Origin of the sequence: Nostoc sp. C057 (genome assembly GCF_013393925.1) — a bacterium.
Taxonomy (GTDB): Bacteria; Cyanobacteriota; Cyanobacteriia; order Cyanobacteriales; family Nostocaceae; genus Nostoc; species Nostoc muscorum_A.
The window spans coordinates 3103620-3128375 of sequence record NZ_CP040281.1 but is presented as its reverse complement, the minus strand read 5'-3'; the positions used below and the strand labels follow the sequence as shown (position 1 = coordinate 3128375).

Annotated in this window: 24 protein-coding genes and 1 tRNA gene; 15 read left to right on the top strand and 10 right to left on the bottom strand. The window is 41.8% G+C overall.

The window, feature by feature from the left end; translation table 11 throughout:
• Positions 1-17 precede the first annotated feature (17 nt).
• From FD724_RS13575 to FD724_RS13560, 4 genes are all read left to right on the top strand, one after another.
• Entirely contained in the window at positions 18-2186 is a 2169-nt protein-coding gene (locus FD724_RS13575) for a peptidase domain-containing ABC transporter (RefSeq protein ID WP_179072986.1), read from the top strand.
• Positions 2187-2216: 30 nt separating this feature from the next.
• Positions 2217-2534, top strand: a complete 318-nt coding sequence (locus FD724_RS13570) for a hypothetical protein (protein ID WP_179072985.1) — start codon at positions 2217-2219, stop codon at positions 2532-2534.
• A gap of 320 nt (positions 2535-2854) precedes the next feature.
• Complete coding sequence (locus FD724_RS13565; protein ID WP_179072984.1) at positions 2855-3070, top strand: hypothetical protein; 216 nt, start codon at positions 2855-2857, stop codon at positions 3068-3070.
• Positions 3071-3708: 638 nt separating this feature from the next.
• A complete protein-coding gene (locus FD724_RS13560) occupies positions 3709-3858 on the top strand; it encodes a hypothetical protein (protein WP_179072983.1) in 150 nt (49 codons plus the stop codon).
• Between the two features lie 431 nt (positions 3859-4289).
• Here the strand turns inward: FD724_RS13560 and FD724_RS13555 are convergent, their stop codons facing one another.
• Entirely contained in the window at positions 4290-4460 is a 171-nt protein-coding gene (locus FD724_RS13555; RefSeq protein WP_179072982.1) for a hypothetical protein, read from the bottom strand.
• Positions 4461-4721: 261 nt separating this feature from the next.
• Entirely contained in the window at positions 4722-5624 is a 903-nt protein-coding gene (locus FD724_RS13550) for an alpha/beta fold hydrolase (protein WP_179072981.1), read from the bottom strand.
• A 450-nt stretch (positions 5625-6074) separates the two neighbouring features.
• Here FD724_RS13550 and FD724_RS13540 point away from each other — a divergent pair, with 450 nt between their 5' ends.
• From FD724_RS13540 to FD724_RS13525, 4 genes are all read left to right on the top strand, one after another.
• Entirely contained in the window at positions 6075-6629 is a 555-nt protein-coding gene (locus FD724_RS13540; protein WP_179072980.1) for a thioredoxin family protein, read from the top strand.
• A 71-nt stretch (positions 6630-6700) separates the two neighbouring features.
• Positions 6701-7429: a UMP kinase gene (pyrH, locus tag FD724_RS13535; RefSeq protein WP_012412364.1), complete on the top strand. Its 729-nt coding sequence runs from the start codon at positions 6701-6703 to the stop codon at positions 7427-7429.
• A complete protein-coding gene (frr, locus tag FD724_RS13530) occupies positions 7416-7964 on the top strand; it encodes a ribosome recycling factor (protein ID WP_163927258.1) in 549 nt (182 codons plus the stop codon). Before pyrH ends, frr begins: the two co-directional genes overlap by 14 nt.
• 458 nt (positions 7965-8422) lie before the next feature.
• On the top strand, positions 8423-9544 hold the full coding sequence (locus FD724_RS13525; protein ID WP_179072979.1) for a geranylgeranyl reductase family protein: 1122 nt from the start codon (positions 8423-8425) through the stop codon (positions 9542-9544).
• A gap of 247 nt (positions 9545-9791) precedes the next feature.
• Here FD724_RS13525 and FD724_RS13520 read toward each other — a convergent pair whose 3' ends face one another.
• From FD724_RS13520 to FD724_RS13510, 3 genes are all read right to left on the bottom strand, one after another.
• Positions 9792-11132: a transposase gene (locus FD724_RS13520; protein ID WP_179071337.1), complete on the bottom strand. Its 1341-nt coding sequence runs from the start codon at positions 11130-11132 to the stop codon at positions 9792-9794.
• Between the two features lie 251 nt (positions 11133-11383).
• The gene (locus FD724_RS13515) at positions 11384-12190 is read right to left on the bottom strand and encodes a CPBP family intramembrane glutamic endopeptidase (RefSeq protein WP_179075506.1); all 807 of its coding nucleotides are present in this window, start codon (positions 12188-12190) and stop codon (positions 11384-11386) included.
• 237 nt (positions 12191-12427) lie between these two features.
• A complete protein-coding gene (locus FD724_RS13510; RefSeq protein WP_012412178.1) occupies positions 12428-12865 on the bottom strand; it encodes an AbrB family transcriptional regulator in 438 nt (145 codons plus the stop codon).
• 1447 nt (positions 12866-14312) lie between these two features.
• On the opposite strand from FD724_RS13510, the gene FD724_RS13505 reads away from it, so the two are divergent.
• Positions 14313-15320 carry a succinate dehydrogenase/fumarate reductase iron-sulfur subunit gene (locus tag FD724_RS13505; RefSeq protein ID WP_179075505.1) on the top strand — a complete coding sequence of 336 codons (1008 nt, stop codon included), beginning with the start codon at positions 14313-14315 and terminating at the stop codon, positions 15318-15320.
• Positions 15321-15441: 121 nt separating this feature from the next.
• Here FD724_RS13505 and FD724_RS13500 read toward each other — a convergent pair whose 3' ends face one another.
• The 4 genes from FD724_RS13500 to psbX all read right to left on the bottom strand — a co-directional run bounded on the left by FD724_RS13500 (position 15442) and on the right by psbX (position 17943).
• Positions 15442-15966, bottom strand: a complete 525-nt coding sequence (locus FD724_RS13500; protein ID WP_179075504.1) for a PD40 domain-containing protein — start codon at positions 15964-15966, stop codon at positions 15442-15444.
• 86 nt (positions 15967-16052) lie between these two features.
• On the bottom strand, positions 16053-16613 hold the full coding sequence (locus tag FD724_RS13495; RefSeq protein WP_012412181.1) for a TolB family protein: 561 nt from the start codon (positions 16611-16613) through the stop codon (positions 16053-16055).
• Between the two features lie 47 nt (positions 16614-16660).
• Entirely contained in the window at positions 16661-17575 is a 915-nt protein-coding gene (locus tag FD724_RS13490) for a Ycf66 family protein (protein ID WP_179072978.1), read from the bottom strand.
• Positions 17576-17823: 248 nt separating this feature from the next.
• Positions 17824-17943, bottom strand: coding sequence for a photosystem II reaction center X protein (gene psbX, locus FD724_RS13485; protein WP_012412183.1), 120 nt, complete (start codon positions 17941-17943; stop codon positions 17824-17826).
• A gap of 281 nt (positions 17944-18224) precedes the next feature.
• On the opposite strand from psbX, the gene FD724_RS13480 reads away from it, so the two are divergent.
• Entirely contained in the window at positions 18225-18518 is a 294-nt protein-coding gene (locus FD724_RS13480) for a YggT family protein (RefSeq protein ID WP_012412184.1), read from the top strand.
• A gap of 153 nt (positions 18519-18671) precedes the next feature.
• Here the strand turns inward: FD724_RS13480 and accC are convergent, their stop codons facing one another.
• Positions 18672-20015 (bottom strand): acetyl-CoA carboxylase biotin carboxylase subunit, encoded by a 1344-nt coding sequence (accC, locus tag FD724_RS13475; protein WP_114083791.1) that lies wholly within the window; start codon positions 20013-20015, stop codon positions 18672-18674.
• Between the two features lie 396 nt (positions 20016-20411).
• On the opposite strand from accC, the gene FD724_RS13470 reads away from it, so the two are divergent.
• The 5 genes from FD724_RS13470 to FD724_RS13450 all read left to right on the top strand — a co-directional run bounded on the left by FD724_RS13470 (position 20412) and on the right by FD724_RS13450 (position 24687).
• Positions 20412-20494 (top strand) — tRNA-Leu (locus FD724_RS13470).
• Between the two features lie 127 nt (positions 20495-20621).
• Positions 20622-21245 (top strand): chorismate lyase, encoded by a 624-nt coding sequence (locus FD724_RS13465; RefSeq protein WP_114083792.1) that lies wholly within the window; start codon positions 20622-20624, stop codon positions 21243-21245.
• 98 nt (positions 21246-21343) lie between these two features.
• On the top strand, positions 21344-21919 hold the full coding sequence (locus FD724_RS13460) for a Uma2 family endonuclease (RefSeq protein WP_179072977.1): 576 nt from the start codon (positions 21344-21346) through the stop codon (positions 21917-21919).
• A gap of 31 nt (positions 21920-21950) precedes the next feature.
• Positions 21951-22514 (top strand): Uma2 family endonuclease, encoded by a 564-nt coding sequence (locus FD724_RS13455; protein ID WP_179072976.1) that lies wholly within the window; start codon positions 21951-21953, stop codon positions 22512-22514.
• Positions 22515-22920: 406 nt separating this feature from the next.
• The gene (locus FD724_RS13450; protein WP_179072975.1) at positions 22921-24687 is read left to right on the top strand and encodes a DUF3352 domain-containing protein; all 1767 of its coding nucleotides are present in this window, start codon (positions 22921-22923) and stop codon (positions 24685-24687) included.
• The last annotated feature ends 69 nt before the right edge of the window (positions 24688-24756 follow it).

The window sequence follows — 24756 nt, the reverse complement described above, 5'->3', positions numbered from 1 at the left end:
TTAATAGGTCTGTAACCATGTTCGATCTATTCAAACTCCATAAAAATTACCAGTGTGTTTTGCAGTTGAGTGAAGAAGACTGTGGAGCCGCCAGCCTTGCTTCAATTTGCAAACATCACGGACGTTTTTTAAGCATAAATCGCAGTCGAGATGCCGTTGGGACTGGACAGCTAGGAACAACTTTGCTGGGTTTAAAGCGTGGATCTGAGACTCTCGGTTTTAATGCCAGGGCAGTGAAAGCTTCACCTGCGATCATAGATAGAATCACAGAAATCAATCTACCAGCAATTATTCATTGGCGGGGTTATCATTGGGTTGTTTTATACACCAAGCGCGGCAATAAGTACGTCATTGCCGATCCAGCTGTGGGTATCCGTTATATTAACCGAGAAGAGTTAACAGAAGCTTGGAATGGGGTGATGCTCTTACTAGAGCCAGATCCAGTCCGCTTTTTTGAGCAGCCCACAGAAGAAGCAAAAGGTGGCTTAAGTCGCTTTTTAGTACGCATCTTGCCTTATCGTGGACTGCTAACTCAGGTTTTAACAATCAACATTGTCTTAGGTCTGTTGGCTCTAGGTACTCCCGTCTTGATCCAACTGCTTACAGACGATGTACTTGTGCGCGGAGATACCCAGTTACTCACTGTTGTGATCTCAGCCGTTGTAGTTATGAGCTTATTCGGCAGTACTTTGCAACTATTGCAAGCGATTATGATTGCTCATTTTGGGCAGCGATTGCAATTAGGATTAGTCTTGGAATTTGGGCGAAAAATTCTCCAATTGCCTTTAAATTACTACGAAGCCCGTCGTAGTGGTGAAATCACTAGCCGTCTGCGAGATATCAACGACATCAACCAGTTGGTATCGCAAATTGTAGTTCTTTTACCTAGCCAGTTTTTTGTTGCTGTGGTTTCTTTTTGCTTGATGCTGTTTTACAGCTGGAAACTGACAATGGCAGTCATCGTTTTTGCTGGGTTAATTACCCTCTCTACCTTACCTTTTTTACCCATCCTCCAACAAAAAACCCGCAGTCTCTTAGTTTTAGGGACGGAAAATCAAGGTGTTTTGGTGGAAACATTTAAGGGCGCACAGGTAATCAAAACTACAAATGCCGCTCCGCAATTTTGGGATGAATTTCAAAGCCGCTTTGGCCGCCTTGCTAACTTGACTTTTAGCACCATCCAAATCGGTATTATCAACGGTACTATTAGCAAACTTATAGCTACCCTTGGTGGCGTGATTTTGCTTGGTCTAGGAAGTATCTTGGTGATTAATGGGGAATTAAGCATTGGTCAAATGCTGGCTTTTAACGCCTTACAGTTCAATGTTCTGGCTTTAATTAACTCAGTGGTTGGCTTAGTAGATGAATATTTTCGCTCTCAAACAGCAATTTCTCGCCTTCTGGAAGTTATCGATGCAACACCGGAAGTAGTCGGAGGTAGCCAAAAGCCGGTTGTTCAAATTTCTAGTGATGCAGACATTCGCTGTTCCCATGTACAATTTCACCATGCTGGCAGAGTTGACTTATTAGAAGATTTTTCTCTCAAACTTCCTGGAGGGAAAGCGATCGCTTTGATTGGCAAGTCAGGTTGTGGTAAAAGTACTTTAGCGAAAGTGATTGCAGGCTTATATCAGCCTAACTCTGGCAATATCCGCATTGGTTTCTATAACATCAACGACCTTTCCCTGGATTGTTTGCGACAACAAGTAGTCTATGTACCCCAAGAACCCCATTTTTGGAGTCGCTCAATTTTAGAAAACTTCCGCTTAGGAACGCCTTACATTGCCTTTGAAGAAATTGTCAAAGCTTGCCAGATAGCTGATGCAGACGAGTTTATCAGTCAACTTCCGAATCAGTATCAAACAGTTTTAGGGGAATTTGGGGCGAATCTCTCTGGTGGACAAAGACAACGATTAGCGATCGCTAGAGGCATCCTTACCAATCCACCTGTACTGATTTTAGACGAAGCAACAGCTGGACTCGATCCAGTCAGCGAATCTCACGTACTAGACAGGCTTTTGGAATACCGAGAAGGCAAAACTACTATTTTGATTACCCATCGTCCCAGCGTAATTAATCGAGCCGATTGGATTGTACTACTAGATAAAGGTCAGGTACAAATACAAGGTGATATTGAGACTTTCCTCTCTCAGCAAGGAGAGCATTTAAAGTTTTTATCAATGTAAAAAATAGTCTTTGTATGAGCAAATAAAACTATGTCTGAAAATACCAAATTCCCCAATTCTGAATGGTTCAGGGATTTGTCTGAAGAAGAACAGGAAACCCTAGCTGCTGGGCAAATCACAAATATACCTAGTGGAAGTAATTTTTTTATCCAGCAAACTAATATCCAAACTGCGGCAGACAATACATTAAATCTTGTAAGTGGTGATGTTTCTTCACAAAAAACTAGATATAGTTTGTCACAATTTACTATTGGGTCTTCCATAACGTTTGGTTTACCAAACTTTAGTTTAGGAGAGGATAAATGGAAAAATTTAATTGCCAATCTTTTAAATAGTATCTTCTCATAAAATTTAGCTTTTGGAAAAGAAATCTCCTACACGTAGAGGCACAATTACTCGTGCCTCTACATTTTTTAATAAAACCTAGACGGTTCAACTTTAACTTTTTAAATCAGGATAAAACTTGGGGAAATTATCAATATTTAGTGCAGTTTTGCCAATATAAAATATAAAACTATTTTTTAGTTTCTATTTAAATTTTCATGAGTCAAAAGGAATAATTTGGCTATTATTATTTCTAACCTGAGAATAATTTAAAATGTCAGAAAATAATTACTATTAAAAATATAGGTGAATAACACCTATGTTAGTAAGTGAGGTAAAAAATTATGTCAAATCAAAGTACCATGTCTGATTTGCTTGTGGACTTATCTACAGAGCAACAACAGCTTCTAGCTGGAGGAAAAGTGACCGACGGCGATACTGGTGGCGATACTGGCGATAATGGCGATACTGGCGATAATGGCGATACTGGCTCCACCTCCGTCCCCAAATTCTTCATTCGTGGCATTGTTACCCTCAGACCAATTAGAGGAGTATCATAAGGTTAAGTTTTTTAAACTTTGCAATTAGTGGGAGGAGGAAAAGACTAATATGACTCGCTCAATTAAAATAAATCTGATTTTGAGAGAGTTTAAACAGTCTTCCATAGTTCTCTTAAAATATTAAGAGACAAGGAAGGTAGCTGTTGGGTAGGGGTAGCACTAACCTTTACGTTCTCCTCTAACTTCAAAAGCAAATAGTTGTGACTATTTAACCAGAAGATTTTTTGCGGGATAACTCAAGAAAATAGCCTTAATTCTGCACCCATAAAGGTATTTTACCAGCATGGGTGCTTACCTATTTTTAAGTAAAAATTAACGAATTATATAACCGATATCTAGTGTTTCTTATTGGATTAATATACTGCTAGTAAAAATGTTATGGTAAGTAAATACTGGCAGTACAAATTAAAAAAATATTGGAATTATTCCCATAACATACATATTGTTTTTTGAAAAACATTGTTTTGTTTGTAACTGGATTAAAATGGCAAGTTTATTACTTTTGGCTAAATTGATTTACCACTTTTGGTTAATTTGATTTTCATAAAAAAATAGCTAGGATAGAATTAATAGAAATTCCACATTTCTTTAACATAATAAATGTGGAATTTCTATAAAAGTAAGTGAGGTAATTAGTTATGTCAAACCAATTCATCAAATCTGATTTACTTGTGGAGTTATCCACGAAGGAACAAGAGCTTCTCTCTGGAGGAGCAAGGATCATTGTCTTTTTGCCACGTGGTGGTCGCCGTGAAGGCACACTAACTGTGCGTGGTTTAATCTCTTAGCAAAGAAGAGGAGAAAACTAATATCATAAAACTTGCTCAAGACAAATCATATTTTGAGTAAGATTGGTTAGTCTCCTAATATTCTGCTAAGGTCTTAAATCAGCCTTTTTGAAAGAAGAAAGGTAGTAGTATGTCAAGTTTGATTGGATGGTTTGTAATTTGCACTTTAACGAAGACAGCAAAAACTACAAACAATCCCTAATCATCAATTATTTCTTGACAAAGTAGTAAGAGCTACCCCTACTACTTACCTTTCTTACCCCCTGCTCAAAATTAAATAGTCAAAGTTCTTTGTGTAGCAGGTTGTTAATGTATAAATCAAGGCACTAGCCATTCTTTTGCACTGTACAAAAGTGAGGCAAACAATTATGTCATTTCAATCCATCCAATCCGATTTGCTTGTCGAGCTATCCATAGAGCAACAGGAGCTTTTAGCTGGAGGTAACGTCCGCAGGTGGGGCGGCGGTTCGAGTCCTGGTTGGGTCGGCGGCTGGCGGCCCAGCGGGGGTTGGGGTTTCCGCCCTTGGCGCGGCCGCCGATCCTGGTGGTAAACTATCGCCTATTGAACTTGCACTTTTTGCCGTCTGGAATGCTTGCAACAAGGCTTTCCAATCCTAATGCTAAAAAACCAACAGATGACAAGAAATATGCCGGAGTTTGCAAGTCAGGGCAGAACAAGTGCGTACCTCTGTATTCCGCGCTTTAGACTAAGCTTGAAAGACGAAAAAGCCCGTTTTAACGGGCTTTTATCATATACTAATTCTCTGTAAACTTGCACTTAATAATTACTCTTTTACCGCTACCAGATGTATTCTCTACATAGTTTGTGTCTGTGGCAAGCAATAAAAGCTTTCAACTGAATCTCACACTGCCGATCGCTCCCAAATCCAATCAAGTAAAATCGGATTGACTAACTCTGGTGCTTCATCTTGGGGACAATGCCCAACTCCTTCTAAAGGAATAAACTTTTGTACCTGTGGGAAATTAGCTAATTCTCTACCTAACTTAATTGGTTCCCACGGATCGGCCGTTCCCCACAAGATAATTGCAGGACAAGGTAGCAGCGGTAAAAGGTCTTCTGGTAGAGGCCCTGTAGAATAAGAAGTGAAGGCAAGGAAAACAGCTACAGCCCCCGGATCACTTGCTGGTGAAGTGAGAATATCGACCAATTCATCTGTCACCATCTCAGGATTCGCATAAGCTTTTAGTAAAATCTTCCGCACTGTTTTCGGTTTGGCAAGTTGATTGAAAAAGAAATCGCCAACTGGTTTGATAGAAAGCAAGCGTTGCAGTAAAGGGGCTCCGACACGACGAGTCCAAGGTAAAGTTACCCGTTTGCGATCATGCAAAAGCCGTAAAGAACAGTTGAGCAATGCAACTCCCAAGGCAATATCTGGGTTGCTAACAGCTGCTTGCATGGCTACAATACAGCCAATAGAATTTCCGACTAAAAAAGCAGGTTCGCCGACAACTTCACGGCAAAAATCTGCTACTTGTTGTCCCCATGTTTCTAGAGTGTAGGTAATTTTTTCACCAGGTTGAGGTTTTGCGGAACCACCAAAACCAATCAAATCAATAGCATAAACACGGCAATTTTGTGCTAGCACGGGAATATTTTTCCGCCAATGCCACCAAGAAGCGCCAAATCCATGCACGAGGACAACAGCCGGCCCCGTGCTTCCTTGGGTTTGATAGCAGATAGGGAAATCTTGCCAAATCCAGGTTTTTGTAGAGGTAAATGCTGTTTTTGAACTTGAGGTTGTCATAAGAAATTTGATGAGTACAAGGGTCAAAGCTCGTCAGCAGCAAGGCGTAAGTAAAATTCTTTTGAATTTGAATAAAATTTATCAGATTTTCAAATAAAATCCTTTGGTCTAGTGATAACTTAGACATACACTAGAAAAGCTTCTAGGCTGATAGTTTTATCCAGGTAGAGAGTTTTTATCTTGTTGATAGAGGTAATTTCCTCACAACTTAGATTATGTCAGCATTAGGAATCATCACTTCTATAAATGTGAGTAATATTTTTGCCATTTTTTTAGATGTGAGTGAATTAGCATCAGTGCTAGATTCAGTAGATTCACAATTTACGATCGCTATTTTGGTCTATAACATTGTCAGAATATGAGGCATCGGCTAAGGGGTGGTTTGCAACTGGAAACTGACGCTGAATTTAACAACATTTTTCTTGTTCCTAGTTCTGCGAGCCAGACAATATGAATATACTAGAAACAATCGATACTCCCATCGGGAGCTATGCACCCGATTTTGAACTGCCAGGAATTGACGGTCAAGTACACCATCTTAGGCGTTATCTTGAGAAGTTCCGAGCAGTGGGCGTTATTTCCTTATGTAACCACTGTCCTTATGTAGAGTCCTATATAGGCAGGTTAAAAAATATTCAAGCCAAATTTGCCCCCAAAGGCTTCACACTAATTGGGATGAATGGTAGTGATGGTAATCATGAAACTAGGCCAAGCTTTGAAAATATGAAAGCTTTTGCCCAACATCACAATTTGAACTTTCCTTACCTATGGGACTCGACGCAAGATGTAACCCAAAGTTTTGGTGCTACGAAAACACCAATGGCCTTTTTAATAGATGCCAATGGTATAGTCCGCTACAAAGGCAAAATTGACAATCATCCCCAAGATGCATCAGCAGTGGGAGAAGAATATTTAAGAACTGCGATCGCCTCTCTCTTTCTTGGTCAACCAATAGATGTACCACAAACAGAACCAGTAGGTACTACATTGATTTGGCGTAACTAGACATAGATAGTCCCTGTAACTGCTATCTTAAATTGGAGGCAATTGCAACTTTTTTGATAAAGCGTAACTTCATGGGAACGAATTACCGACGGGTTTTACTCAAACTGAGCGGTGAAGCCTTAATGGGCAACATGGGCTATGGCATTGATCCAGAAGTGGTCAAAGGAATAGCGCAAGAGGTAGCAGAGGTGATAGCCACTGGCGTTCAAATGGCCATCGTTGTTGGCGGCGGCAATATTTTTCGTGGCGTGAAAGCAGCGTCGGCGGGGATGGACAGGGCAACCGCTGACTATATTGGGATGATTGCCACGGTAATGAACGCCATGACGTTGCAAGATTCGCTAGAACACATAGGGGTACAGACGCGGGTGCAAACTGCGATCGCTATGCAAGAATTAGCAGAACCATATATCCGTCGTCGTGCCATCCGTCATCTTGAAAAAGGGCGGGTGGTAATTTTTGGGGCTGGTTCTGGAAATCCCTTCTTTACTACTGATACTACTGCGGCACTCAGAGCAGCAGAAATTGATGCGGAAGTGATTTTTAAAGCCACCAAAGTAGACGGGGTATATGATGCTGACCCTGAGATTTATCCTAACGCCAAGCGTTACAATAGCCTTACCTACGCGCACGTTTTAGCCAAAGATTTGCGGGTGATGGATAGTACTGCGATCGCCTTGTGTAAAGAAAATAATATCCCAATTCTGGTATTTGACCTAACGGTGCGAGGTAACATCCACCGAGCAGTCTTGGGAGAATCCATCGGTACCCTTGTGGGAGGTTCTTGTGATATTAGCTGACGCGAAAAGCAAAATGCAAAGTTCTGTTGAGTCAACTCAACGAGCTTTTAACACGATCCGCACTGGTCGTGCCAATGCGAGTCTATTAGATAAGGTATTAGTGGACTATTACGGTTCGCCTACACCCTTAAAATCACTGGCAAATATTAGCACGCCAGATGCTTCGACAATTCTAATTCAACCCTACGAGCGCAACACCCTAAACATTATTGAGAAGGCGATTTCTCTTTCTGATGTGGGTTTAACTCCCAGCAATGATGGTTCTGTAATTCGGCTGAATATTCCGCCTTTGACAAGCGATCGCCGAAAAGAATTCGTCAAAATGGCTACTAAGTACGCTGAAGAGGGTCGTGTTGCTATTCGCAACATCCGCCGCGATGCCATAGACTCGATTCGCAAGCAGGAGAAAGCTTCTGAAATCTCCAAAGATGAATCAAAAGACCAACAAGACAACTTGCAAAAACTCACAAATGAGTATACAGCCAAAATAGACGCATTATTGGCAGAAAAAGAAAAAGACATTACGACTGTTTAAAGTCTAAAGTCTGAAGCATAAAGGCTGAAGGATGATGGTAAAATTCTTCAGCCTTTATCATTTTTTAGGTATCTCACAAAAATTAAACAAGTAAGTAGACTTGAAGAAGAATTCAGAAGTCAGAATTCAGGAGTCAGAATAAATCAGTCGGGGATTCAGACCCGCGACTGATTAAAGACCACCAAATCGTAGATTTAGTGGGGGTCTTAAACCCGGCTATTCAGACGCTCGTGGACTCGCTTTAAGCGAAGCCATGCCGTTGGCGCAGCCTCTCGTAGAGAAGGCTTTACGCTGCGCTATCCGCCACTCGCACAGAATTCATTCTGAATTCTGACTCCTGACTCCTGACTCCTGACTCCTGAATTCTGTTCGATAAATAATTAAAGTAGGGGCAATTGAATGAATTGTGCCCCTACTCAAGAGAAAATCAACTAATTCAGGAGCCAAAATTCAGCCTTATGTACGACTGCATCATCGTCGGCGCTGGGCCAGCTGGTGGAACAGCTGCATATCATTTAGCCAAGCAGGGTCGCTCAGTATTAGTCTTAGAAAAAGAATCCCTACCAAGATATAAACCTTGTGGTGGTGGTGTATCTCCAGCGATCGCTCAATGGTTTGACTTTGATTTTAGCCCAGCAATTTCTGTCAAAGCTGACTCCTTTCGCTTTACCTGGAAATTAGGCGACCCAGTGGAAGCAAAAATAGCCACGAAAGAACCAGTCTGGATGGTGCGACGAGATATTTTTGACCATTTCCTAGTGCAGCAAGCACAGAAGCAAGGGGCTGAACTACGAGATAATACTGAAGTAAAGGGTATTGAATTTAAAGGTGACTATTGGCAAGTTAACACAGCTAATGAGCCAATTATAGGTCGCTACTTAATCGCGGCTGATGGTGCTAAAGGGCTAATGGCAAAATGGTTAGGCTTCAAAGAACGTAAACGCCGTTTAGCAGCAGCTTTGGAAGCAGAAGTTTCCACCACTGTGAAAGACAAATCCACAATTCATATTGAGTTGGGGTTGGTGAAAAATGGCTACATTTGGAACTTCCCGAAAGCGGATGGTTATTCCATTGGTATTGGTACGTTTGGCGGTGGCGAACCCCAAGATTTTAAGAAGATTTTAGATGAATATGCGCGATCGTTTAATTTAGATATCAAAACCAGCAAGAAGTATGGTTATCCCCTTTGCTTGTGGGATGGAAAGCAAAAGTTGCATACCCAAAATGCTGTTTTGGCTGGCGAAGCTGCTTGTGTAGTTTATCCTATGACAGCAGAAGGCATTCGTCCTTCAATTTTTAGCGGCTTGATTGCAGCAGGAGCCATTAATGAGGCCCTTTCTGGTGACATCAACGCTTTAGAAAAATATAGTGAAGCTATTAATGAAGAATGGGGTACTGAGATGGCTTGGGCACAAAAACTAGCTGGAGCATTCTATCGCTTTCCTGGTATTGGCTACAAAGTTGGTGTTAAGCATCCCTCTGCTGCCAAAATCATGGGTCAGATTATGTGTGGAGAACTGCGCTATAGCGATGTTACCGATCGTGCCCTCAAGCGTTTAATTCCTGGCTTTGGAGGTTAGTCAATAGTTGTAGGTGGGTTCCTTGATGCTCTCACCTTTTTGACCGAACCTCTTTGCTGTCTTGAACTTTTAGTTTTATCCCAATACGCTTGGGATAAGCTAGAAAGCCCTCATGTAGAGCAATACAGTTCAGTTAAGCCTCGAAATCCTTTGTAGAGACGTTGCATTGCAACGTCTCTACAGACCTAAAATCAGTACCAAAAATCCTTAACTGAACCGTATTGTCATATACAATACCTTTGCCAATTTACGAGGGTTCAACGCCTGTAGAAACGTTATGAATCCGTCCCAAAGAAGTAATCTTGGCAAAAATCTGGGTTAATAAAATAGGCTCAGGCATTTCCGGAAGCATTTTTAAGATTTCACGGACATATCGAAAACCACGATAATGAGTCTTCAGGTCAATAATGCCAGAGTCGGGATTAAGGAGACGAAAATCCAAGAGAAGATGATGGGACAAGTTGACCATGAAAAATGCTAAATTAACAGCATTAGTCACAGCAGTTTGGCTTAAGTTCATGAAATCTTCCAGTCCCCAAAACTGCTTGGCATCACGGAAATTAAACTCGATTTGGAAGCGCAATTTGTAGTAATCTATTATTTTTTCGTAGGACAACTTTAGGTCACTAGAAAATAGAATTACATGACTACGAGCATGAGTTTTAAGATTAATTTTAACTAAAATAACTACATTTAGTGCTTGGGCAAATTCCTTGTGAAGGAGAGTGCATTGATAAACATCAGTTTGAATTTCATCCTCTATGCTACTTTTACGCAAATACTTATCAGGTATGTTATGGTAGTCAATCTTATCACCGTATTTACGACGAGAGCGTTTATGGGAGTCAGGATGTTGATATGGGATATACAATGCAGAATCGTGGCGCAACTTAGAAATTATGTGTAAGTTAACAAGACGTGCCATCTGCAAAGCATTATTGTTACCAAAATGCCCATCTAGCACTAAGTAAGTAAGCGGCACAAATCCAGCTAATAATTTGAACAGCGAATTAATCATCTTTTGAATTCGCACTAATTCAGATGTTAAAATCACCTCGGCTTTATTCTTATTCTTACTTCCTTTTGGTCGTCCACGCTTACGTTTTTCTTTAGGCTTTATTTCTGAGGCTAATGTTGAACTACTTTTTTCTACATCGCTCTTAATCACCTGTTCTATTTGAATGGGAAATGAGTGCCTTTGTTCAACACTTACTAATGATAATGTAAAGAAAGACAGTCCTAATATCGGTTTACTTACTAGGCTGGAAAAGAATCTATCCAAACCATAAGTTTTTTTACCTGATTTACTCACTACAACTTCATCTCCTGCAAGCAAATACACCTCATTTGCACGGAATAAATGCTTACGGAAAAATAGCCAAAACAACGTCGCCCAAGGTATTACTGTCTGAAAGAATCTTAATATCGTCCGATAACTACCACCAGTGCCTGCCCAACGCGAGATTCCCAACATCGTGACTCGCCCGCTCATCGTTAACATAGCCAGGATTATTTGGTTAAATTGCCGCATTGTTGTCGCGTTGATCTGCGGTAGCAGGCATTGTAGCAGTGATAAGATATCAGGCATGGGCTGCTTGTAGTGTTTGATTTATCGTTGTGAGAGACAATAAATCTACTACGAAATGCCCTACCTCTTCATACTCTTATTTTGGCAATGGTATTGCATATAGAGACGCGATTTATCACGTCTAAAAGACTGATACGTTAGAGAGATGTAGATAAATCGTCGTCCTAAGAGAGAATGTACTCGTCAATTATTCCTTGACAGACTAAATTGTGCATGACTTAACCAAGCCCCATAAGACATTTAACACCAAATTAAAAATACCTAGAGAAAAGCCAAATACTTATTCCAGTTCCCAGTACACAAATAATTCCCGCCAAACCCGCTAGGGGTTTTTTATTCTTACCTGTTAACCAGTCAGAGGCTTTACCTGTGTAAGTAATTAATTCTGCTGTATCTAGAGTTGCGATCGCCCATACCCATCCCGCATGTAGTCCCCAAGCTAAACCCAAATTGTTGCGATCGGCAAAACGTGCCAACACCAACACCATTCCCATCAGCCACAATCCAGGGAGTTGTGGTGCAGTTTCACGTTGCTCCCAAACTAGATGTAGCAAGGCAAAAATCAAGCTAGAAATTGCTGCTGCTACCCAAACTGGATAATCCTGTACTAATTCAGTGAACAGAAAACCCCGAAAAACTAACTCTTCTATCCCACCGACTAATAATGCTATCAAGAAAATCGGTAGCAAGATGGGTAATAGTAACTTGAAATTCTTTTTTTCAAAAGAACACCAACCTAATCCGAATTGCCCACTAAATACAATCCCTAGGCTTACCACTCCCAAACCGAAACCTAATGCTAAAGAACCAAAATTTGAAAGATTCCCAACAAAGCCGTAATCCGAAAAAGATTTATTGGTAAGCCAACTAACTCCCCACAGAATCAGGGGAGCTAATAGGTAAAGTGACAGCAATAATGGCATCTTTTGCTGTGGCTGCAAAGGTTTAGGGGGTTGCCAATTGAGCAATATTGCTGATACTGCTGCGACTGGCAACCAACAAACTATCCAGCAAGCAAAAAATGCCATTACTATAACTAGTGCTGGTGCATTTTGCATAAATGCTAGTAAGGCGTTGACCGAAGGCTCAAAAAAAGTTATCAAAAAAAACACGATAGACTTCTTGCACTATAGATTTCTTGCTGATTTATCAAGAATCTACTAAATTTGGCAAATTCTGCAAGGGGTCTAATCGTATTTTTTATCTGGAACAAAATTTTTCAATAGAGTTACCAGTTTGCTATTGAGGTAAGGACAAGTTATCATACCTGATACTTATCCTTACCATCAGCAAATTTACTCTTCGTCTTCCAAATCTTCGTCCGATTCGTCGGAGTCTATATCTGGTGAGGTCAGTTTTTTATCACTTTCACCAAGTTGAATCAAGTGAATATGCTTGTATCCCAACCTAATTTCAAACTCATCTCCAGACTTTAAGCCCATTGCTTTGGTATATGTGGCACCAATCACAATCTGACCATTTTGATGGACACTAACCCGATATGTCGGTTCACGACCACGACCATCTTTAGGTGCTTCTGGACTTAGAGGAATTCCTCTAGCCGATAGCAAAGCGTCATAAAAATCGGTGAGATTAACACGAACCTGGTTATTCTTAGTAACAGTGTAATAGCCGCACTGTTTAGCTCTTTCTCGGCGTGGCAAAGTGGAAAGTTCTTTTACTTTCGCAAGTAGTGCTTTTCCAGTTAATGGCGCGGTTGCAGTTTCAGTCATTATGCTCAAATTTTCCTTACTCTCTCCAAGCTGATAAATGATGTAGTCTCATGCCAGCATTTGGCTTTTTAGCATGTGCATAGAGCTACTTAGGACTCTAGTGTTACGGGTGAATCACTGCCGATAGGAGACAAAAGCACTTCATATTATGGTTGTCTACAACCAATTAGAGGTCATAGTTGCCATAGAAATTAATTTTGCTGATTTCACGGCACTTTTAACCATTATTCGCCATCAGAAATGAAATTATTTTCTCTTTTGGCGCTACTGTAGCGGTGTAACTTTCAGCCACCTTTACAAATGGGGTTGGCTCTACTCCAAATAAGTCGTAGACCCAATAAATCGCAGGTTTTTCACTTTCAGTGCTTGCCCTTCTCGCTAATGAGTAGGTAGAGTTTTCTCTACTCATCCTCTCAAGCTTAGGACAGCATAGTATTTCAATAGAGTCCTACGGGCTTATGCCCTTTGTCCTGCCAGTAGAGACGCGAATTTTCTTGTCTCTACATTACGAATCAACAAAGCAGTAGTAGCCGCGCTGATACGGCTATTGATTCTGGTTTTGTGAGTTCGTAATTTTATATTAAATACTAGCATGGACTAATAATAGCAAAATAGTTGTTTAATTTTGAATTAAAGTTGCTGGTAAATTTTTATTTAAATTTCTGGACTTAAAGGTTGGAAAAAGCCGTGACGATTTTCCTAACCCTTTATTGCATTATAAAAATTTATCTAATTTAGATGAGCAGTTTTGACCAATTAGTTAAATTCAAGATTTTCTTGATTGAGAGGCTGCAAAAATCTCAAAGTCTCGCCTATCCGGGATTCTTCGATGCGCGAGACTTTTATTTGAAAGTGGTAAGGATTTTTCCTCGGTTTATTACCGTAAGCTCAAAAGCGGTCAGAGGATTTTCTACGTCTGTCTATGGGAAGAATAAATCTCTTAACATACGCCTAGCACTTAATTGCCACTACTATATATTGAAGATGTGCTTTTACACTTCTATATAATCAAAAAATTCTGTCAAGCGTTAGCGAAGGCGGAATTTTCCAGCTAGGATTGCTTGACTCAAGTTGATATGAAGACCTGTTGCTAACGGTAACTGCATTTACCTTGGATACGATCGCTAGACCAAAGATAAACCTGAGTCCCTTTCTAAGTAAACCTCTTTCCTTTACATTCTCAAACGACTAAATTCAATGTCAAGCGACCATTACATTTTTGGCGTTTTATCTCAGAATTTGACACAAATTTTGCCTACAGCGCTGCTAAAAGTAAAATTTTAATGGTTATCCTTAAACTAGAATCAGTTTCCCTTTAATCGTCAGCTTATTAACACCAGGCTTTGAATTGAGGGCAAAAAAAGTATAGCTCACTTTTCGTAACTACCAGCCTTGACTCATGATTGTTAAGGCTGGTGAAGCAATTTTAAAATTTTGGTTAGTAGTCATGGAAGTTATTTTTAAGGTCATTCGACAGCAACAAAATTCCTCCCCTATTGTGCAAACCTATCTTGTAGAGGCAGAACCAGGTAATACAATCCTGGATTGCCTCAATCATATTAAGTGGGAGCAAGATGGAACGTTGGCATTTCGCAAAAATTGCCGTAATACCATTTGTGGTAGCTGTGCTATGCGAATTAATGGGCGTTCGGCTTTAGCTTGTAAGGAAAATGTTGGCAGTGAACTTGCTAGATTACAACAAATACCATCATCCCAAAATAAAGTAAATGTCATTCCTGAAATCACGATCGCACCTCTTGGCAATATGCCCGTGATTAAAGATTTGGTTGTAGATATGAGCAGTTTCTGGAATAATTTGGAGGCAGTTGCTCCTTATGTGAGTACAGCAGCACGACAAGTACCAGAAAGAGAGTTTTTGCAAACACCACAAGAGCGATCGCGTCTCGATCAAACTGGTAACTGTATTATGTGCGGTGCTTGTTACTCAGAATGCAACGCCCGTGAAGTTAATCCAGACTTTGTTGGCCCTCATGCTCTTGCCAAGGCTTACCGGATGGTAGCGGATTCTCGCGATAGCGATACCGAAAATCGTTTAGAAATGTACAACGAAGGTACTAAAGGCGTATGGGGTTGTACCCGTTGTTTATACTGCGATTCAGTTTGTCCAATGGAAGTTGCACCATTAGAACAAATCACCAAAGTTAAACAAGAAATTCTTACGCACAAAGAAGCCAGCGATAGTCGCTCAATTCGTCACCGGAAAGTTTTGATAGATTTAGTTAAAGAAGGTGGTTGGATTGATGAACGTCAATTTGGTTTACAAGTAGTCGGTAATTACTTTAAAGATTTAAGAGGATTACTCAGTCTTGCACCCCTCGGTTTTCGGATGCTCCTCCGAGGTAAGTTTCCCCTATCCTTTGAACCTTCTGAAGGGACGCAACAAGTGCGATCGCTCATTGAATCTGTGCAACAAGTTGAAGGGAATAGGGAATAGGGAATTGGGAAGAGGACTTGGGGACAAGGGGAAAGACTTGTTTCAAGTTCTCACCCCTTGTCACCTTGTCTCCCCTGCTCCCTGCTCCCCTGCCCTCTTCCCAGCCCCCACTCCCAATTCTTCAACGCGGTTCTTGAGGTATATTCAACGGTCGCCCATAACGGTCATATACTAAAACATCCCACTGCCCGTTGTTACTGGACTCAAAAGCAATCCTGCTACCATCAGCGCTAATTGTAGGGTTGCGGACTTCAGCTTGTAGGTTACTAGTTAAATTTCGTGATTGGCGTGTTTCTCGCTCGTAGAGAAAAATAGCCGATCGCCCCTGGCGGCTAGCCGCAAACACAATATAACGACCATCTTGTGAAACGCTAGGATGATTTGCGATCGCATCAAAGGAATTTAAACCTGACAAATCAACCAAATCACGAGTCACCGTATCAAACATATAAACATCTTGGCTACCGCGTCGGTCAGTAATAAAAACAATGTATCTCCCAGAAATTTGGGGGTTTAATTCTGAGGCTAAACTATTGAGACTCCGACCCCCCGGATCAAAGGGATAACTCAAAAGGCGAGGGTAGCCAAAACACCCAGTTAATAAACTTAAGCAGAAAAATACAGGTATAAAAAAAATACGTTTCATATATTGGGCATGGGGCATTGGGCATTGTACAGGCATTAATTATTCTCCCTCATCTCCCTGCTCCCTGCTCCCCTGCTCCCTCTCTTCTACGGAGGTGAACCTACGGTTGCACCGTTGGGAATATCTAACTCAATATTTGGCCCTCGGTCTAAGACTTCAATATCCCACTGACCACGGCTAGCGGTTTCAAAGACAACATAACGTCCATCTGGGCTAATATTCGGTTTTCTGATCCAGCCGCGATATGTTGGTGTAACGATTTGCGACTGTTGCGTAGCGCGATCGTAAAGCGCCACTACGGGTCTACCTTGGTCACTAGTAAGATAAGCAATATAACGCCCGGTGTAGCTCAAGCTAGGACTTTCAGCGATTGTCTCTGCTCGGTTTATACCCGGTGTGCCAATAAACTGTTGCCTCTCCAAATCGAAAACTAATAGCTGTTGATTACCATTCCGATTAGATACAAACGCTAAAAAGCGCCCATTTCCACTCAAAGCAGGCTGCTCCTCGGTGTAGCGACTGTTGAGGGAAGTAGGCCCTATGGGAATATTGTTAGAACCACAAGATGCAAGCAAACTTGTTAAACCAAAAACCAGGCTCCAATGAATTGGTCTTTGGAGCCAAAATGTAGGCGTAAATTTTTCCACCTCAACTGTTTTCCGTTGCCTTTAAACCTATTTCCACGCCAACTGTTTTAAACATCGTCATCAAAATCAGTCGAATTATCTGGCCCCTGATTTGGCTTTTCAATCGGGTTGTACGGTACATAATCAGTTGGGATCGCCTCATCATCTTCGCGCGGTCTTCGAGAAGCTGAGTCTGTGGATGGACGACGCCTTCTTGGTCTAGGAGCAACATCATCTTCCCGGCTTTCTGGGCGTTGAGAACCGTTATTATTACGGCGAGAAGGTTTTTTGACTTCCCCTCCCGAACTTTCCCAATCATCAATTTGCCTAGATGAACCCCAATTTTCATCTTCAGAGGTTTCAGAAGGGCGATTCACAGGACGGCCAGAAGTCCGTCGCCGCGTTCTATCAGTTGGAGCCTGTCTTTCACTACTGCTGCTGTTGCGGCGTTCAGAACGACGGGGGGGTTGCTCCTCGTAATAGTTATCACGAGTGGAAATTTCATCCCTGCTACCCTGAATCCGGCGACGCGGGGGGCGTTCTTCCTCGTCTTCATAAGGCAATGGATCTAAGTCTGCATCCATTTCAGCTTGATACTTTCTGCGATCGTTGTACGAATAGCGATCGCTAACCGGTCGGTCTTCATCCACAATCGGAGTGTTACGCTTTGCTTGCTGGGTAGCTATACTCCGCAGACGAATACTTTCAACTGCAAAAAATACAGTTGTGCCAACTAAAAGCAGTTGACCAAATTGCAGAATCGGGTCTAGCCGCCATCCTTGAAACACGAGAATAAAGCCGCAGAGTAGCCCGACTGCCGCAAAAAAGATATCTTGATCCCGTGACAATTCTGGACGCACAGTGCGGAGAAAATACAGTGCTGCCCCAGCCACAGCCAGGAAAATTCCTAGAATACTGGCTGAATTTGCCCCAAAATTTACCTGAGCCAGAAAACTGGCTGAGTTCAGCCCAAAATTTATCATTGCTGTTTTCCCAATATCAAATCTATGTTAGCGAGTCACAATTAAAATCACTACTGTAATTAGGCACGATAAATATTGAAGCTTCAAAGCCTCTGGCAAAGAAGCTCTGAAGCTGTTCACCGAAAAATTAAAAAACCCTGTGTCTGTTAGCTACAACTGCTTCTAGCGGCAAATACTGCTGCTTGTAATGCAATTATAAATAGCTGACAGACAATTGGTTGTGAGAGTTAAATTAACTCTCATAAGCATTATGAACGCTGAATTTTATCTTTTTGGCTAATGAAAATTAGACCAACTGTAACGGGAATCACAACAATTGCAGTACCCCATAGCAGGCTCCAAAGAAAATTTGCTAAAGAAGGCGTCATACTTCTAAACCTTTTTTTACACACTTCATCCTAATTTTAATAGTGTATTACTTTCTTGAGAAGCCTCTAACTCGGAACTGCTAAACTTGGTAACTGCTGTAAGCGAGTTTACTTTTTTATTCCAGAAGAAAGTCACAGCATTTGGTTAAAATGATGATGAGAGTGCTTTACAAAGCTTAAAGTTTTTGTGGCGATGTCTACGACGGGCTACGCCTACGCGAAGCGCGGCTTGCCGTTCGCCGGAGTTTTCTTTCTTTACAGATAGATAGTACCTTAAACCGATGACTGGTGTTGACCTGACTGCTTGGATTCTTGGCCCTGTGTTAGGGGTGATGACATTTTTATTTATATTTCGGATCATTCTCACTTGGTATCCGCAAGTGAATCTGAATCGTTTGCCCTTTAACTTAATAGCTTGGCCTACCGAACCATTTTTAGTGCCATTGCGAAAACTGGTACAACCTATAGGCGGAGTGGACATTACACCTATTATTTGGGTTGGTATCTTCAGCCTGCTACGAGAAATATTACTAGGTCAGCAAGGATTGCTGACTATGATATCTCGTGCGAATTAGGGAATTGGGAATTGGGAATTGGGAATTGGGAATTGGGAATTGGGGACAAGGAGAATTGGGGACAAGGGGAAAGACTTGTTTCAAGTTCTCACCCCTTGTCACCTTGTCCCCTTGTCCCCCTGCTCCCCTGCCCTCTTCCCAATCCCCAGTCCCTTACCCGTTCATCTCCTGGACAAAATTTGTATAGACATTACCCTGCAAAAATTGTGGAGTTTCCATGATTTTTTGATGAAACCCAATAGTGGTAGGCAGTCCAGTAATGGCACATTCCCGGAGTGCGCGTTTCATACGGTTAATAGCAGTGGGTCGGTCTGGGGCCCAAACAATTAACTTGCCGATTAAAGAATCGTAGTAAGGCGGGATTTGGTAATCGGTGTAAACGTGAGAATCAATCCTAACACCAGGGCCTCCAGGGGGGAGATAGCCGCTAATCCGTCCAGGAGAAGGACGAAAGTCATGATCTGGGTCTTCAGCGTTGATTCGGCACTCAATGGAATGACCCCGCAAAACTACTTGCTCTTGGGAAAGCTTGAGTCTTTCTCCTTGGGCAATTCGAATTTGTTCGGCAACCAAGTCTATTCCAGTAACCATCTCTGTTACAGGATGTTCTACTTGAATCCGGGTGTTCATTTCCATAAAGTAGAATTTACCGGATCTATCCAAGAGAAACTCAATAGTACCTGCCCCACTGTAATTAATAAATTGGGCAGCTTTGACAGCAGCTTGTCCCATTTTCTCACGCAGGTCTTGGTCGAGAGCCGGACTTGGGGCCTCTTCTAGTAACTTTTGGTTCCGGCGCTGAATTGAGCAATCCCGTTCACCCAAGTGGATGACATTACCGTAGTTATCCGCCAAAATTTGAAATTCGATGTGGCGGGGACGTTCAATAAATTTTTCGATGTAAACGCCAGAATTCCCAAAAGCTGCTCCTGCTTCCCCTTGCGCTGCCAAGAAAAGTTTGACAAATTCATCTTCAGAACGAACTAGGCGCATACCTCGCCCACCACCACCAGCTGTGGCTTTAATCATCACTGGATAGCCGATTTCCTTGGCGAATTTTAATCCTTCTTCCTCGGATTCTACTAACCCCTCACTACCTGGTACTGTGGGGACTCCAGCTTTTTGCATGGTTTCTTTGGCAGTGGATTTATCGCCCATCAGCTTGATAGCTTCTGGAGTTGGGCCGATAAAAGCAATATGATGATCGGCACAGATTTCCGCAAACCGGGCATTTTCTGCCAAAAAGCCATAACCTGGGTGAATAGCAGTCGCATTGCGCGTCAATGCGGCAGCAATAATATTGGGAATATTCAAATAACTTTTACTGCTAGCTGGTTCGCCAATGCAAACCGCTTCATCAGCAAGTTGGACGTGAAGAGCATTCCGGTCAACGGTGGAGTGAACCGCAACTGTCGCAATTCCCATTTCTTCACAGGCGCGGAGAATGCGAAGGGCGATTTCTCCCCGATTGGCAATTAATATTTTGTCAAACTTCATTTTTTAGTTTCGATATCATTACCAGTAGATTCACATTTTCTCTGATCCAACTTGAAACGACGCTTCCGCATTATTTCAAATTATCACAGGAGATTCGCCACCCTGACTCTAAGCAAACTCGCATATTGCAGGCTTGCTGCCTCTACGGGTTTTACTACACTAACAACATTGCTGCTGTAAGTCTTGGCTAGCTTACCAAACTGGGTTTTTGCGATACGCCATCGCACCGTTTCTCCCACAGTCGCTCTACCCTTTTTAATATCACTTGTGCAGATGCCAAATTTCTGTCAGTCTGATACCGCCTTGAAGAAATTTATATTTTTGAGAAATATAACTTTAGATATCACCTTACTATAATTATTTTCTTATGCTATAGTCTATCTTTAGACAAGCCGTGCGGATGTGGCGGAATTGGTATACGCGCACGCTTGAGGTGCGTGTGGGCTATGCCCTTGCGAGTTCGAGTCTCACCATCCGCATATTTTGTTGATTAGTCAAGGGTCAGTAGTCAATGGTCAATAGACCTGAGACTGTTGACCCTTAAATCTTGGTATAGCTCTGGTTTTTTATGCTTTTATAGAGATACGTGAAGTTTTGTAAAAAGCATTGAGTATTACTTTTACGCCTACAAACAACTTAACACAGCCAGCAGCTTGGCATCGCCTCACTCCGATTTGGCAAGGAGGGGAGGAAGTAATTCAAAAAAGTTTACCTCACACTCAGCTAGCACCTGCTTGGCAGCTCATGCTTTTAGGTGACGGCTCTCCAACACGTCACCTAGAATTGCTTACAGGCGAGCCTGTAGAAGTAGATGTCATTGATATGTCATTTATTGGCATGGATTTGGATGCTGCACCTGATTTAATCCAAGCTGTTCCAGGGCCTCGACTACGGCGACAAGTGTGGCTGCGGACTGCTTCTGGTCAACGATTAGCTTATGCTACCTCGTGGTGGGAAGCCAGCCATGTAGATGAGTATTTGCAAAATCGTTCATTACCAATTTGGGCAAGTTTAGCTCGTCTCCGCACAGAGTTATATCGGGATGTTCGAGGGATTTACTATGGTGACTCATCGGCGCTAGAGTCTGGTTTTGACGTAACTGGGCCTTTTTGGGGTCGCCACTACTTGTTTTGGCATCATGGACAGCCACTAACTTTAATTTATGAAGTTTTTTCGCCTTATTTAACTAAATATTTGGGAGCGATGCAATTGAATTCCCAAAATCGGTAAAAAGCCTGCGATCGCTATTGAGCAATACAATGAGGTTATCAAAGGAAGGTTGAATATTGTAGCGATCGCATCTGGTAGTAAATTCCCCAAGATCAACCATGATTCAACTTAAAACCCAACTCACCCTCGAAGAATTTCTTGCACTTCCCGAAGGAGATATCACCTACGAATTCATTGATGGAAAAGCTGTTCCTAAATTCCAAAATGATGAAATGGCACCAAAATTTTTTCATAGTTCTATAACAGGTGCATTATTTATACTATTGTCTGCATGGGCGCAAGGAAAAGGGCGGGTTGTAATTGAATGGGCAATTAAGCTAAAACGAAATCAACAAGACTGGGTTCCTGTAGCAGATTTGACTTATCTTTCTTATAACCGTCTTTCTGCTGATTGGTTGCAAGATGAGGCTTGTCCTGTTGCACCCGAATTAGTCATTGAAATTATCTCCCCTGGTCAAACTTTCGGAGAAATGACCGAAAAAGCCACTGATTATCTAAAAGCTAAAGTTCAACGAGTTTGGATTATTGATTCTAGAGCAAAAACTATTACTATTTTTTATCCTGATATTCTCCCTCAAACCAAACGTGGTACTGAGAGTTTAGAAGATTCCTTATTTGAAGGGTTACAAATTACACCTCAAGAGATTTTCCAACAAGCAAGAATTTCCTACTGATGTTAGCAACAAAGACACGAGGAAAGATTTAATGAATACTGTTGTGCTAAATCTAGAACCGATTGCTCATTTAAGCGATGAGCAATTTTATCAATTGTGTGTTGCCAATCGTGATTTAAGCCTAGAGATGAATGCAGCCGGAGAATTAATAATTATGCCACCAGTCGGAGGAGAAAGCGGAAATCAAGAAGCAGATTTAATTACAGACTTAAATAATTGGAATCGTCAAGCTAAATTAGGGAAAGTTTTTAGTTCTTCAACTATCTTTATACTTCCAAATGGTGCAAAACGTTCTCCTGATGCTGCTTGGGTAAAATTGGAGCGCTGGGAAGCTTTAACACCAGAACAACGAAAAAAATTTCCGCCACTTGTACCCGACTTTGTGATTGAACTGCGATCGGAGACAGACCGACTGTCACAGATTCAAGAGAAAATGCAGGAATATATCAAAAATGGTCTGCGTTTGGGTTGGCTGATTAATCCTCAAGATCGTCAAGTTGAAATTTACCGACTTTTGAAAGCTGTAGAAGTTGTGCAAATGCCGGCGATTGTTTCTGGAGAGGATATATTACCTGGATTTGAGTTGCAATTATAGGTTGTCCCAAAAAATATTGCAGTCATTATGTAGTGCGATGGCGTATCCACCCATCGTAGGCGATCGCTACCGAGCAAAGCCAAATAGCTTAAATTAACTTGCAGCTTTGTCCAGTTAGTTATATTCTTTAATTGCTTGGAATCACAGATTTACTTGCGGAAATCTTCCGAATGAGGCATTAATCTTAGCGAAACATCCTACGAAATTCAACAAAGCGTGTTAAAAATGGTAACTGAATCAAAAACACGGCTTTTGAAAGACTAGGGAAGATTGATTACCGAAGTATCATCAACATTTAGGGTGGAAAATTTAATCTAATTGGCTGTCCTAAAGAATGGTTAAACCAGTTGGTGTACTTAACTAATCAAGCAAGTAATAAGTTTGCAAGTATAAGGTATAGGTTTCGATGGCACCGCCTCTTGTGTCTGTTCCAATGAAGAAAAATAAGAAACCCTCTCTGGTGCTGACGCTCTCAGCTGCTGGGCTATTAATTGGTGCAGGGAGTGTCGCATACTGGTTGTTAAGCCAGAGACAAATATCTTCCAGTGATTTGCTCGTAGGTGCAAATATTATTCCTGGTGATGCACTGTTTGCGGTTTCTCTGACAACAGATCCCCAGCAATGGCAGAAATTGCGGGAGTTTGGGACAAGAGAAACCCAAGCAGAACTGGACAGAAATTTAGTAGAATTGCGCGATCGCTTTCTGACTAATAATGGTTACGACTTCCAGAAAGATATCGCCCCTTGGGTAGGCAATGACGTTACAATCGCAATTCTTGCCCCAGCAACAGCAAGCAAAGCTGTACCCAAACCAGTTACCACTAATGAAGATGCTGCCAGCGATCAGCAGTCGATGGTAATGGTATTACCAGTAAAAAATCCAGAAATCGCCAAAAACATTTTGGCACAACCCAAAACCCTTAAACAAGGCAAATGGATTGACCGTATTTATCAAGGGATCGCCATCAAACAAAGTGAGGGACAGACAGGGGAAAACTTATCAGCAGCATTAATAGATGGGCGTTTTTTAGTCATAACTGATAGTCCTAAAGCCACAGAACGAGCGATCGATGCCTACAAAAATCAAACATCCCTAGCAACAATAGGGGGCTTTGCGGAGAATTTTCCTAAAATTGCCAATTACCAACGCTTTGGCCAGTTTTACGTCAATGTGCCAACAGCAGCTAAAATAGCCGCAGCTTCTCCAAACCGCCCTTTACCCGCTCAAGTTTTAGCTCAACTGCAAAATAACCAAGGTTTAGCAGGGACAATGACTTTAGAGGCAGAAGGAATCCGCTTCAAGGGCGTTTCTTGGTTAAATCCTAATAGTCAACGTGTGCTGGCAGTGGAAAATAAAGCTGGGAAAATGCAAAGTCGCGTACCAGCAGAAACCTTAATGATGCTTTCGGGAGGAAACTTACAAAGGTTATGGGGAGATTACATTTTAACATCTCAAGGAAATCCCCTCTCACCGATCGCACCAGAACAACTCAAAGGTGGGATAAAATCTCTTACCACTCTAGATTTAGATAAGGATTTGCTCAGTTGGATGAAAGGCGAGTTTTCCTTATCAGTGATTCCTAATACTCCCAAAGAAGGTTCACCAAACGATTTTCGTGCGGGTTTGGTGTTCATGGTACAGGCCAGCAATGCCGGCGGGCAAAGCCTACGCAATTCAGCCGAAGCATCCATAAAACAATTGGATGATGTGATGAGAAATCAATACCAGTTCCAAGTGCAACCTGCAAAAGTTGCAGGGCAACCTGTTGTCAACTGGGTTTCACCTTATGGTACTTTAACTGCCACCCACGGTTGGTTAGATGGAGATGTCGCCTTTTTAGTAGTGGGCGCTCCCATCACTGATAAAATTGTTCCCAAGCCCAACAACACACTAGCTAGCACGATCCCATTCCAACAAACAGTTCCTACAGAACCAAATCCAACAAATGGTCAATTTTTTCTGGATGTGGAACGAACTGTGAACAATTTCCCTTTGCCAACTCTAATTCCCAATCAACAAACTTTGCTAGCTGCAACACGCTCAATTGGGATGACATCTGCTGTCAGCGACAGTCGTAGTAACCTCTACGACATTTTTATAGCACTCAAAAAAGTTAGTAATACGACTCCCTTGCCTAGCCCAGAAAGCAATAATAGCAACTCTTCTAGATAAGAGAGCAGGGGGCAGGAGGCAGGGGGACAAGGGGACAAGGGGACAAGGGGTGAGAACTTGAAACAAGTC

What these genes read in the sequence shown, in the direction of transcription:
- accC (WP_114083791.1), bottom strand. Translation starts at nt 20,015, where the DNA reads ATGAAGTTTGACAAAATATTAATTGCCAATCGGGGAGAAATCGCCCTT.
- FD724_RS13540 (WP_179072980.1), top strand. Translation starts at nt 6,075, where the DNA reads ATGAATATACTAGAAACAATCGATACTCCCATCGGGAGCTATGCACCC.
- FD724_RS13515 (WP_179075506.1), bottom strand. Translation starts at nt 12,190, where the DNA reads ATGCAAAATGCACCAGCACTAGTTATAGTAATGGCATTTTTTGCTTGC.
- FD724_RS13550 (WP_179072981.1), bottom strand. Translation starts at nt 5,624, where the DNA reads ATGACAACCTCAAGTTCAAAAACAGCATTTACCTCTACAAAAACCTGG.
- FD724_RS13520 (WP_179071337.1), bottom strand. Translation starts at nt 11,132, where the DNA reads ATGCCTGATATCTTATCACTGCTACAATGCCTGCTACCGCAGATCAAC.
- FD724_RS13575 (WP_179072986.1), top strand. Translation starts at nt 18, where the DNA reads ATGTTCGATCTATTCAAACTCCATAAAAATTACCAGTGTGTTTTGCAG.
- FD724_RS13525 (WP_179072979.1), top strand. Translation starts at nt 8,423, where the DNA reads ATGTACGACTGCATCATCGTCGGCGCTGGGCCAGCTGGTGGAACAGCT.
- FD724_RS13560 (WP_179072983.1), top strand. Translation starts at nt 3,709, where the DNA reads ATGTCAAACCAATTCATCAAATCTGATTTACTTGTGGAGTTATCCACG.
- FD724_RS13505 (WP_179075505.1), top strand. Translation starts at nt 14,313, where the DNA reads ATGGAAGTTATTTTTAAGGTCATTCGACAGCAACAAAATTCCTCCCCT.
- FD724_RS13570 (WP_179072985.1), top strand. Translation starts at nt 2,217, where the DNA reads ATGTCTGAAAATACCAAATTCCCCAATTCTGAATGGTTCAGGGATTTG.
- FD724_RS13490 (WP_179072978.1), bottom strand. Translation starts at nt 17,575, where the DNA reads ATGATAAATTTTGGGCTGAACTCAGCCAGTTTTCTGGCTCAGGTAAAT.
- FD724_RS13455 (WP_179072976.1), top strand. Translation starts at nt 21,951, where the DNA reads ATGAATACTGTTGTGCTAAATCTAGAACCGATTGCTCATTTAAGCGAT.
- psbX (WP_012412183.1), bottom strand. Translation starts at nt 17,943, where the DNA reads ATGACGCCTTCTTTAGCAAATTTTCTTTGGAGCCTGCTATGGGGTACT.
- FD724_RS13460 (WP_179072977.1), top strand. Translation starts at nt 21,344, where the DNA reads ATGATTCAACTTAAAACCCAACTCACCCTCGAAGAATTTCTTGCACTT.
- FD724_RS13480 (WP_012412184.1), top strand. Translation starts at nt 18,225, where the DNA reads ATGACTGGTGTTGACCTGACTGCTTGGATTCTTGGCCCTGTGTTAGGG.
- FD724_RS13450 (WP_179072975.1), top strand. Translation starts at nt 22,921, where the DNA reads ATGGCACCGCCTCTTGTGTCTGTTCCAATGAAGAAAAATAAGAAACCC.
- FD724_RS13565 (WP_179072984.1), top strand. Translation starts at nt 2,855, where the DNA reads ATGTCAAATCAAAGTACCATGTCTGATTTGCTTGTGGACTTATCTACA.
- pyrH (WP_012412364.1), top strand. Translation starts at nt 6,701, where the DNA reads ATGGGAACGAATTACCGACGGGTTTTACTCAAACTGAGCGGTGAAGCC.
- FD724_RS13510 (WP_012412178.1), bottom strand. Translation starts at nt 12,865, where the DNA reads ATGACTGAAACTGCAACCGCGCCATTAACTGGAAAAGCACTACTTGCG.
- FD724_RS13500 (WP_179075504.1), bottom strand. Translation starts at nt 15,966, where the DNA reads ATGAAACGTATTTTTTTTATACCTGTATTTTTCTGCTTAAGTTTATTA.